Origin of the sequence: Apibacter sp. (assembly GCF_025291155.1) — a bacterium.
Taxonomy (GTDB): domain Bacteria; phylum Bacteroidota; class Bacteroidia; order Flavobacteriales; family Weeksellaceae; genus Apibacter.
This window is the reverse complement of record NZ_JAMBJZ010000084.1, coordinates 1-9,185: the sequence shown is the minus strand read 5'-3', so window position 1 is coordinate 9,185 and position 9,185 is coordinate 1. Positions and strand designations below refer to the sequence as shown.

Genomic DNA, 9,185 nt, shown 5'->3' with positions numbered 1-9,185 from the left:
CGAATTCTTTTTCTTCAAAAGATTTGCCTTTCAAAATTTGAATTTTTTCTTCTAAAGATGCTATTTATTATTAATACCAGTAATATCTCCAATATCTTTTTGATTTTGTTTTAGTCTATTTATTTGATCCTGTATATTGAAATATTCATCAATGGAAGTATCCCGTGTATTATCCAGTGCTTTTACATTCTGTATGAATTTATCATAGTGCTGCCTACTCTCGGTATCTTGCAAAAGAATATCTCGGATAAACTTACTCAATTCTTTTCTCGAATTTGTTTGTATATTGGAAGTTAGATTAATGATATACGATTGAGGTATGTATACAAATTGTCGACTTCTAATTGTTTCATTATCGCTATATTTATATTCAACGCCATCTTCCCATTCTACAATAAAATCGAATTGTGAAGATTCTGAAAACTTATAAACATCAATTTTATCCTGAGGTACTACCTGATGTGTTTGCTTATAAGCGTATTTATAATCTATCGTATTGGCTATATAATGAAGTAAAAGAGATTTACCCGATGATTTCCCTCCTATGATAGTATTCAAATCAGGATTAAGATAAATTTTATTAGAAATAAAATCAGGATGACCTACAAATTGGATTGACTTAATAACCTTATCTAACCTTTTATTATTAGGACTGCCTGTTTGAATCTTTCGTCTTAAATCAGTTTCAAAAATTATTTGCCGTAATCCCTCAAAGGTTGGTTCTGCCTTTATCCAAGTGAAACAATGTCCTAATTCTTTTGGCTTTGTATTATTTTTATCATCAGCAAATTGATGAGCATCACTGCAATGCAATAATCGGCTGTTCACTCCTTGTTTTTTTAATAAAGATATTCCATTATTCGCCATATCTGTAGTAGGAGATGCACTAAAAACAAAATGAACATCATTTATAATTGTTTTCTTTTCAGCCGGAGAGCCATCCCATCTAAAACTTTCCCATTCTGCTTTGCCGATAGCTTTGAGATATTTTCCTTTTAAATAAGTATTAATCTCTGATCCTTCGCCTAATAATTCATTAATTTTAGAAATTTCAAAATTAATATTATTGAAACCTATTTCAAGAAAATTCTTATGCGTTTTCTTATCAGGAGTTGCGGAATTATAAATAAACTCACCAAAATTTTCTAGATTCTCTTTTGTAACAACACCGCCCCATTTTTTACCTTCTCCATATTCAGGATTAAAATTAGTCTTTACTCTTAAACCGCTAAGAAATTGTTTTTCAATTGTATTAGTATCTAGCTGACTTTCATCTGCAAATATGATATGATAATTAATTCGATTAAGTTCAGCATTTCCAACAAATTCTTTTATTCTAAATTCAATAACAGGAAGTATTAGTTATATATTACTAAGTCTCCCCTTTTTTTATATTCTAATCCTTTCTTATAACTATCCAAAAACAAATAATCATTTATACCTAAAACTTTAACTTCTATAGGAAGATTTTCAAGTTCAGTGATAAATTCCTCCCAAATTTTATCTGTGTCGCCTCCATATTTGGAACAAAGAGATGCTGGGGTATGAACATGTAAATCCCATATATTCCATTCAGAACCTCTGTTAATATTAATAGTAGTCATATTATTTGATTTTTGTAATTGAATTCAGTCTGTTTTTTAGAATGGCTTTATTAAAAAAAGAATCCAAAAATTAAATTCCTTTCATGTTTTGTATTGTATTTGAGGAATAAAAACAGGAAACTTATTTCTTATCCCTCAACACCTCATGTAGCAGAGAAATTGCTTCTTCTTTTTCTTTCAACATTCGTTCATACAAAGCAATTTTTTCATCATATAGTTGAACTACTTTATCTAAAGGATTAAAAGTTGGACTATTGAATATTGAACCAGAATTATCATGCAAAGTGCTTGATATAATATTTATTGCTGTACCTTGTTCGAGTTCAGTAATGGCTTCCACTGGAATATCCAAGGCTTTTGCGACTTTATCTAATACATCCTGTTCCAGTTTTTCTTTTTTCTCATAGCTGGATAGAGTGGCTTGCGATACTCCAATTTGTTCTGCCAACACATCCTGATTGATATTACGCCATTCTCTCCAACGGCGAACATTAGCTCCATGATTGCTTTTCTTTATTGCTGCTTCCATAAGCCTATATCTTTGTTTTTTACTTAATTAATCGTAAAAATAAGAATTAAATCGAGTAATAATTTATTTTGTCATCAAAATATATTAACATAAAGTTAGCTGATATTATTAATAGTATTTCTAATATCATATCTATTCCTTTAATATTTTATAAGATAGGTATGCTGTTACTTTGCTGTATGAAAAAAATAGGTAGTATACAAATACGGTATATAACAGTCTATAGTCATTTTTCTCCCAGATTATTTGCAAGAGAGTGTTTGGTTCCACAAATCCGCTTAAACGGAAAATGGCTTAGAGAAGCAGGTTTTGATGTTCAAGACCGTATAAAAATAGTGGTTTCCAATAAATGCTTAGTAATTATACCCGATGAAAAAAGGGAAGATTTATAAAATTCTTTTTTACAGGATTAGTTTTTATTTTCGTCGGGATTCTATTTTTAAGGTTATTGTATTTATCTCTGAACCAATCTATGATATTTTCGCCATTTAGATTTAAGTGCAACTTGTTGGGATTATCAGGTTATTTATCTGTTTTGAGGTTAATGTCTTCTGCCTTGACTTTCTGTTTATGTTGTGATGAAAAAGAAAGGGAACGATTTGGGAGTAAGATTTCTACCTTTGAATAATTTCTTTATATATTCGATGACTAAACCAATCTTCTGACAAAGGTATGCTTTTCATAATCGGAAACAGTTGGTGTATTTGGTTCTATTCCTCTTGTAATTTGTATGGCACATCTTGACAGGTAAAATAGATTGTATTCAATACCATCAATAGAAATATCTACTTTTTAAAATAGACTTAAACTGTTTCCTTAAACTTCCTTTAATTCGTGAACGGAAAATACAATCAATACTTCTTCTTTTTTCAAATCGTTATTTGATACGTCATTATTACTTTTCTATATGAGAAATGTAATAATAAATTGAGCCATTTCAGGTTCTTTCTTTAATTTTTCTTTCAATAATCCTTTGGCTTGAAGACAAAGAGCTGCAATATGAAAAGATATAAAACGAGCACCAAAACATACAATCGATTTTAGATTCTCAATATTTACAGTTAAACGTTTTCTTTTCAATCTAGGTTACTCTTCTGCCCTATTTCAATGAAGGGTAAATAAAAAGATACACACCCTCGTATTATTTGCAAAAAAGTATGTATTTTTCATTCATTCTTTATATAAAAGCGACTAGTAAATTTTAATGCAGACAGTATATTCTTCCTTCTTTTTACGAATTACACATGTGTTTTTTATCTTGCGCAAAGATTATATAAGCTGGTATACAGCTATTTACCTATAATTTTTTTTCGGTGCTCAAATCCCCAATCTAGAAGATGCTTAATAATAGTTCTCAGTGTTTTCCCGTATTCTGTAAGTTCATACTGTACCGTTATGGGGTGGGTATCCAAAACCGTTCTTTTGACCAATCTATTTATTTCCAAATCCTTGAGCTCCTTACTTAGCATTTTATTAGATATACCTTTCACATCATTCAACAGATCCGAAAAACGTCTTTTGCCATGATAGCAAAGGGAAGCAAGAATTGAAATTTTCCATTTTCCACTTAACACATCCATTGTATCATGGATAGCCATTATACGTTTTTCCCAATCATTGTTACAACTATTATTATCTTCCATTATAAGCTACTATGTTACTTCAAGGTTACTGTTACTTTTGTATACTATGTTACAAAAGTATATAAATAAAGTTTAATTTTACAATGATGAAATCAATATTATAAACAATAAAAAGGAATATTATGTTATTGGAAGATTTAAGATGGCGCTATGCCACAAAAAAAATGAATGCCAGAGTGGTAAGTTTAGAAAAGTTAAACTATATTTTAGAAGCAGCACGTTTATCTCCGTCGGCTTCGGGGTTACAACCATATAAGATTATTGTAATATCAGATAAAGAATTATTAGAGAAGATTAAGAGTGTCGCTTTTAATCAAAATCAAATTATAGATTGCTCACATTTACTTGTATTTGCTTCCTGGGACAGGTATACAAACGAAAGAATCACAAAAGTTCTCAATTACATAATGGATGAGCGGGATCAACCGTATAGTACCATGGAATCATACAAAAAGATTATTATAAACCATTATGAGAACATGGATCCGGAAAGTCAAGCTCATGATGCAGAAAAACAATGCTATATAGCATTTGCCATGGCAATTGCAGCTGCGGCAGAACAAAAAGTTGACACAACTCCTATAGGTGGTTTTCGTCACGATATGTTAGATAAGCTTTTGCAATTGAAAGGTAGTGGTTACAAGAGTACTGTAATATTACCCCTCGGCTACAGGGATATAAATAAAGATTGGCTGGTAAATCAAAAAAAAGTCAGAACTCCTAAAGAAGACTTTATTAAAGAAATGACTATTGCTGATGCTTCAGAAATAAATTCTCAAGATTTTACGCAAAGTTTGGGCGAAAATTTCTGATTTGAATAAAACTGTTAAATATTAAAAGTGTTAATTCTTATTATCATTTAGAGATATTAGAAAAAGGATAAAAGGTGAACAAGAAAAACTATCTTATGAACCTCGACCTTTAAATCCTGATGAAATAAAAACTTTTCATAAAGTTAATTCTTTAGTATTGGAAAATTGTTATAAAAACAAACAAATGATTATGTCTTCAAATTCACCTTGGCCAGGCTTGGATTATATTGACAAAAGCAACAATACTATTGGAGTCTACTTATATTATTACATGCCTACAGAAATAAATTTGAAATAAAAAATAGAATAAATAATTAATGACGAAAGATTAGCTAACTTAATCCTAAATCTTTAAATTGTATTTGATTTTTATAACTTTGAAAGATGAAAAAAATCGAAACAATTCAAGATTTCTATAAAAAATTATCAGGTAACAATCACATCAAACTAAATAATGATGGTATAGGTCATTTTAATGTTTTTCCGAGAGGTTACTGCTCTCCTACTGCATCTTTCCATCGTCGCGATTTTTTCAAAATATCACTAATTACCGAAGGCACCGGAGTAATACACTTTGCTAATGAAAGTTTCACGATAAACCAACCGGCATTATTTTTTTCGAATCCTTTGATTCCTCATTCATGGGAGCCTACATCCCCCAATCAATTGGGATGGTTCTGCTTATTTACCGAAGAGTTTATACAATCATGGGATCATTCGTTTTCAGTTAAAAATTATCCAATGTTCCGTAGAGGAGAAAATCCGATTATCCTTCTAGATGAGGAAGCAACAGAAGATTTATCTTATATATTTCGAAAAATAATGCAAGAAATGAGCTCTGATTATATTTATAAATACAGTAAACTTAGAAATTACTTACAGCTCATTATCCATGAAGCTTTAAAACTTTACCCTGAGATAGGTTCACGCAACAAGCAAATAGATGCTGCTCATCGTATCACATACCATTTTTTAGAATTATTGGAGAATCAATTCCCGATAGAGAATACAGATATGCCGCTAAAATTGAGAACTGTACAAGACTTTGCACTAAAATTATCAGTACACGAGAACCACCTCAATAGCGTTGTAAAAGAGGTTACCGGAAAAAATACTTCTCAACACATAGCCTTTCGCATTAGCGAAGAGGCTAAAGCCCTGCTAAAAAACACAAACTGGACAGTAACTGAAATAGCTTATAGTTTATCTTTCGAATATCCTTCTCACTTTACATCTTTTTTCAAAAAGAACGTAGGTATGTCCCCAAAAGAATACAGATTGAAAATTATTTGATATATATAAAAACACCTTTGATATGTGTTAATTCATTTCGAATATCTACACTTAATTTTGTGAGATAAAAACTAGATAAGTCATGAAATATCGAAAATTGGGAAAGACAGACGAACAAGTGTCTGCAATAGGATTAGGATGTATGGGCATGTCTCATGTCTATGGTGAAAAAAATGATACAGAAAGTATTGCCACTTTACATAAGGCATTGGATCTAGGAATTAATTTCTGGGATACAGCAGATTTTTACGGAAATGGTGAAAATGAGAAGCTTATATCCAATGTTTTAAAACCAAATAGAGATAAAATATTTATTGCTACTAAATTCGGTTTTAAATACACAGGCGAAAATCATTTGGCAAGTGTTTTTGATGGCTCTCCTAAATGGATGAGACAGGCAGTAGAATTGAGCCTAAAAAGATTAAAAATTGAGTGTATAGACCTCTATTACGCTCATCGTGTAGATCCAAACATTCCTATAGAAGAAACTGTGGGAGCAATGGCAGAATTGGTCAAAGAAGGGAAAGTTCGTTATTTAGGATTATCCGAAGCTTCATCGGCAAGCATCCGTAAGGCAAATGCTATTCATCCCATCGCAGCTTTACAGAGTGAATATTCATTGTTGACCCGTGATATTGAAAAAGAAATTTATCCTACACTAACAGAGTTAGATATTGCTCTTATACCTTTTTCGCCTCTAGGTAGGGGTATGTTTACAGAGAGTTTTGATATATCCAATTTTCTTGAAAATGATATTCGTTTTCAGTTGCCTCGCTTCCAAGGTGAGCACCTGGTAAATAACCAAAAGCTGATGAATGAGCTGACAGCCTTTGCTCATGGAAAAAATATTAATACATCACAATTGGCTTTGGCTTGGATTTTAGCAAAAGGAGACAATATTATACCTATTCCCGGAACAAAGAAACGCAAATACCTAGAAATGAACGCAAAAGCAGTAGATGTAGAGCTAAGTAATACTGAAGTTGCAGAAATAGAATCAATCATCGCTAAATATCCAAATACAGGTGATCGCTACACAGCCGAGGCTATGAAGCTAGTTAACAATTAGAAAATAATTGATTAATGCTTAAAAATAAGTTAGCTGTTATAACGGGAGGAAGTGATGGTATTGGACTTGGTATTGCTTCAGTTTTTGCTCAAAATGGAGCTGATCTATGTCTTATTTCAAGGGATATTGAAAAACTAGAAAAAGCCAAATTACAGTTACGCGCATACCATGTAAATATTCATACTATATCGGCAGATGTATCAGTATCTGAAAATGTAAAGAAAACCGTGGAGACAATATTAGCAATAAACCCATCTGTAGATATATTGGTCAACAATGCGGGAATTGCTCGGTTTATACCCTTTGAAGATAGCAATGAAGATGTCTTGGATATGCATATCAATTTGAATATTAAATCGATGTATCTGATAACAAAAGCTCTTTATTCCTCTCTGATAGACACCAAAGGTTGTGTAATCAATATTTCATCTTATTTTGCAGATCGAATGCTACAGGGAAGAAATTCAACAGCCTATTCTCTAACTAAGGGAGCTGTAGATTCATTTACCAAATCTTTGGCATTCGAAGCTGGAAAAAAGGGAGTGAGAGTGAATGCTATTGCTCCAGGAAGTATAGAAACTCCTCAACTTCTACACAACTTGCAACAAATGGAGGAAGAGAAACAAATACAATTCCAAAATATGATATCAACGATATATCCCTTGCAAAAAATAGGAGAACCTAATGATATTGCCCAAACGGCTTTATTTCTAGCCTCTGATATGGCTAAGTGGATTACTGGCACAATCGTACATGTGGATGGAGGACTAATGGTAAACTGACGTGTTGCAAATTAGGTAGTTGCATTTATATTTGAAATTATTATTTGTCTCTCTGTATGCTATTTTATATGACTCTTACATTGTAGATTGTTCTGAAAATGGATCTCTTTCTATAAACTCTATAACTTCTCCATTAGGGCTGTAGACTAAAGCATTCTTAACCAACATTGCTTTTAAGCTTAAATCATCAATTAATTCTATTTCAGATAATGGACAACAAGTTGTTGCTCCATTTTCTATTGCATACTTATATGCCAACTCTGCATTTGAAACAGTAAAGCAAATGTGTAAAATAGCATTTTCTATGTATTCTTCATTTTCTTTCTTTTTCCTCCCTTGTGTAGGCATGTCAGCATCTTTATCACAAATTTCAATATAAATATTGGCTATAGGATGGTACATCATCGTGCATCTTTTTATATTAAACTGAGTTAAAGACCATGAATGTACTGCTTCAAAACCTAATGATTTATAAAAATTTGTGGTTACTTCAAAGTCTTGTGCTTTAATATTAAAATGATGAAATCTTATTATCTGATTCATATCTGATTTTTTACAAATATATTTTTATTCAGAAATAAATACCTACTGCTTACAAAATTGTAAGTTAGGAGAAAAGATGATCTATAAAGCAGATATATTTATCTTTAATTATCATCTCATACTTTCATAGAAATCACTTAGAGAGAGTAAAATTGAAATTAGTTTAGTACCATTTGTTGTTAAAGTATAGAGTGAACTATTTTTTGTTTTTTCTTTTTGAACAAGTTTATCCTCTACAAGCTCGTTTAAATGTTTACTCAGAATTCGATCACTAATATCCGGTAAAACTTTTTTAAATTCAGAATAATAAACAGGATTACTCATCAAAGTAAATAAAATGGGCAACTTCCATCTTCCATGAAAGAGTAAAAGAGAGTTGTAAGCATTACAATATTTTTTTAGCGATATTTCATTTAGATAATTCGTAGAAGTTAATTTACGCATATTTATGAATGATTTAAATTAGAATAATCTGTGGTGTATTGTTATTTTAGATAACTGATATTGGGCATTATAAATATTCTCTTTTTTCAAAAATTATTGAAATTAGAAAAACGCATTTTACCATAAGCTAATTGACAACTGATAATAAGAGTCTATTGAACACTAATCAAACTTGAGGCATAAATTTGATTGCATTCTCCTGATAGAATAGCCTTATTCTCGAAATTAGTTGATGTTTCCTTTCTCTTACCCATTACTTACAAAAATGTCAGTACCATACAATTAGGTGTAAATATACAAATAATGATGCATTGTATATAGTATATACTTTTGTCATCTTTAATTAAAATATGTATATGTTTTGAAAAGGATTATCTTGTTAGCCTTGATAATAAGTATGGGTATAACAGTTTTTTCTCAAGATAAAATAACATTGAAATCAACCCATTATAACAATGAAATCCTT

Annotated in this window: 12 protein-coding genes; 5 read left to right on the top strand and 7 right to left on the bottom strand. The window is 31.0% G+C overall.

From position 1 onward, the window contains the following. Window positions 1-60: 60 nt before the first annotated feature. The 3 genes from M3Z80_RS08055 to M3Z80_RS08045 form a co-directional block, all read right to left on the bottom strand. Window positions 61-867 carry a hypothetical protein gene (locus tag M3Z80_RS08055; RefSeq protein ID WP_293919049.1) on the bottom strand — a complete coding sequence of 269 codons (807 nt, stop codon included), beginning with the start codon at window positions 865-867 and terminating at the stop codon, window positions 61-63. A 491-nt stretch (window positions 868-1,358) separates the two neighbouring features. Next, on the bottom strand, window positions 1,359-1,604 hold the full coding sequence (locus M3Z80_RS08050) for a hypothetical protein (RefSeq protein WP_293919048.1): 246 nt from the start codon (window positions 1,602-1,604) through the stop codon (window positions 1,359-1,361). Window positions 1,605-1,725: 121 nt separating this feature from the next. Beyond that, on the bottom strand, window positions 1,726-2,133 hold the full coding sequence (locus M3Z80_RS08045; RefSeq protein WP_293919047.1) for a helix-turn-helix domain-containing protein: 408 nt from the start codon (window positions 2,131-2,133) through the stop codon (window positions 1,726-1,728). Window positions 2,134-2,312: 179 nt separating this feature from the next. On the opposite strand from M3Z80_RS08045, the gene M3Z80_RS08040 reads away from it, so the two are divergent. Beyond that, complete coding sequence (locus M3Z80_RS08040) at window positions 2,313-2,525, top strand: SymE family type I addiction module toxin (protein ID WP_293919046.1); 213 nt, start codon at window positions 2,313-2,315, stop codon at window positions 2,523-2,525. Between the two features lie 511 nt (window positions 2,526-3,036). On the opposite strand, the gene M3Z80_RS08035 is transcribed toward M3Z80_RS08040, so the two are convergent. Continuing rightward, window positions 3,037-3,213, bottom strand: a complete 177-nt coding sequence (locus M3Z80_RS08035) for a hypothetical protein (RefSeq protein WP_293919045.1) — start codon at window positions 3,211-3,213, stop codon at window positions 3,037-3,039. A gap of 209 nt (window positions 3,214-3,422) precedes the next feature. Then, the gene (locus M3Z80_RS08030; RefSeq protein WP_293919044.1) at window positions 3,423-3,776 is read right to left on the bottom strand and encodes a winged helix-turn-helix transcriptional regulator; all 354 of its coding nucleotides are present in this window, start codon (window positions 3,774-3,776) and stop codon (window positions 3,423-3,425) included. A gap of 164 nt (window positions 3,777-3,940) precedes the next feature. On the opposite strand from M3Z80_RS08030, the gene M3Z80_RS08025 reads away from it, so the two are divergent. The 4 genes from M3Z80_RS08025 to M3Z80_RS08010 all read left to right on the top strand — a co-directional run bounded on the left by M3Z80_RS08025 (window position 3,941) and on the right by M3Z80_RS08010 (window position 7,732). Beyond that, window positions 3,941-4,588 (top strand): nitroreductase family protein, encoded by a 648-nt coding sequence (locus M3Z80_RS08025; RefSeq protein ID WP_459251450.1) that lies wholly within the window; start codon window positions 3,941-3,943, stop codon window positions 4,586-4,588. 384 nt (window positions 4,589-4,972) lie between these two features. Beyond that, window positions 4,973-5,881, top strand: a complete 909-nt coding sequence (locus M3Z80_RS08020) for a helix-turn-helix domain-containing protein (protein WP_293919042.1) — start codon at window positions 4,973-4,975, stop codon at window positions 5,879-5,881. Window positions 5,882-5,963: 82 nt separating this feature from the next. Beyond that, window positions 5,964-6,950, top strand: a complete 987-nt coding sequence (locus tag M3Z80_RS08015) for an aldo/keto reductase (RefSeq protein ID WP_293919040.1) — start codon at window positions 5,964-5,966, stop codon at window positions 6,948-6,950. A gap of 14 nt (window positions 6,951-6,964) precedes the next feature. After that, window positions 6,965-7,732, top strand: a complete 768-nt coding sequence (locus M3Z80_RS08010) for an SDR family NAD(P)-dependent oxidoreductase (protein ID WP_293919038.1) — start codon at window positions 6,965-6,967, stop codon at window positions 7,730-7,732. A gap of 75 nt (window positions 7,733-7,807) precedes the next feature. Here the strand turns inward: M3Z80_RS08010 and M3Z80_RS08005 are convergent, their stop codons facing one another. Together M3Z80_RS08005 and M3Z80_RS08000 are read right to left on the bottom strand one after the other, a co-directional pair. After that, a complete protein-coding gene (locus tag M3Z80_RS08005; protein ID WP_293919037.1) occupies window positions 7,808-8,275 on the bottom strand; it encodes a VOC family protein in 468 nt (155 codons plus the stop codon). 111 nt (window positions 8,276-8,386) lie between these two features. Continuing rightward, a complete protein-coding gene (locus M3Z80_RS08000) occupies window positions 8,387-8,719 on the bottom strand; it encodes a winged helix-turn-helix transcriptional regulator (RefSeq protein WP_293919035.1) in 333 nt (110 codons plus the stop codon). Window positions 8,720-9,185: the final 466 nt, after the last annotated feature.